This is a genomic window from Mesorhizobium sp. M0166 (assembly GCF_040322255.1).
GTDB lineage: Bacteria > Pseudomonadota > Alphaproteobacteria > Rhizobiales > Rhizobiaceae > Mesorhizobium.
The window spans coordinates 1-887 of record NZ_JAMYTD010000115.1; the positions used below are offsets into that span (position 1 = coordinate 1).

The window sequence follows — 887 nt, forward strand, 5'->3', positions numbered from 1 at the left end:
GATAGTGTCCTGAAGGTTCTGCAAAAAGTTTTGGAGAGAGAACGGCGCTTGCTCTGAAGGGCGAGCGGCCATGGCACGGTGGTGACGTTGCAATCACCGATTCCCGTGGAAGGGGAAGTGCCATGACCAATCGAGAAGTTAAACTGAGCAGGGGCGAGTTGAAAGCGTTGCTGCTGTCGGATGAGGACGGCTTTCGCCAGGTATTGCAGACTGTCGTGCAGGAGGCTCTGGAAGCCGAGATGACGGAGGCGATCGGGGCCGAGAAAGGCGAGCGGACGGCGGAGCGGGTGAGTTACCGGTCCGGGTATTACGAGCGCAAGCTGGTGACGCGGGTTGGGGTGCTGGAACTTCGCGTTCCGCAGGATCGGACGGGCCGGTTCTCGACGGAGTTGTTTGAGCGCTATCAGCGTTCGGAGAAGGCCTTGGTGTCGGCGCTGGTCGAGATGTACGTACAAGGCGTTTCGACCCGCAAGGTGAAGGCGGTGACGGAGGAATTGTGCGGCCACTCTTTCTCGGCCTCGACGGTGAGCGAGGCGACGATGCGGCTGGATGAGGCGCTCAAGGCGTTCTTCACGCAGCGGCTCGAGGAAAGCTATCCGTATCTCATCTTGGACGCGCGCTATGAACGGGCTCGCGAGGCGGGCGTGATCGCCAGCCAGGCGGTGCTGGTGGCGATCGGCGTGGATTGGGAGGGCCGGCGCCAGGTCCTGGGCGTGGAGCTGGCCAACCGGGAGAGCCATTCGAGCTGGCGCGAGTTCGTGACGGGGCTCAAGAATCGCGGGCTCGCCGGCGTCGAGTTCGTCGTCTCCGACGACCATCCGGGGCTCAGGGCGGCAATCCGCGAAGTGCTGCCCGAAGCGGTCTGGCAGCGCTGCTACGTGCACTTC

The 887-nt window shown here is 63.2% G+C and carries 1 protein-coding gene; it reads left to right on the plus strand.

Features of this window, described 5'->3' with window-relative positions:
* Positions 1-122 precede the first annotated feature (122 nt).
* On the plus strand, positions 123-887 hold a 765-nt coding region (locus tag NKJ46_RS34660), incomplete at its 3' end, for an IS256 family transposase (protein ID WP_352671849.1).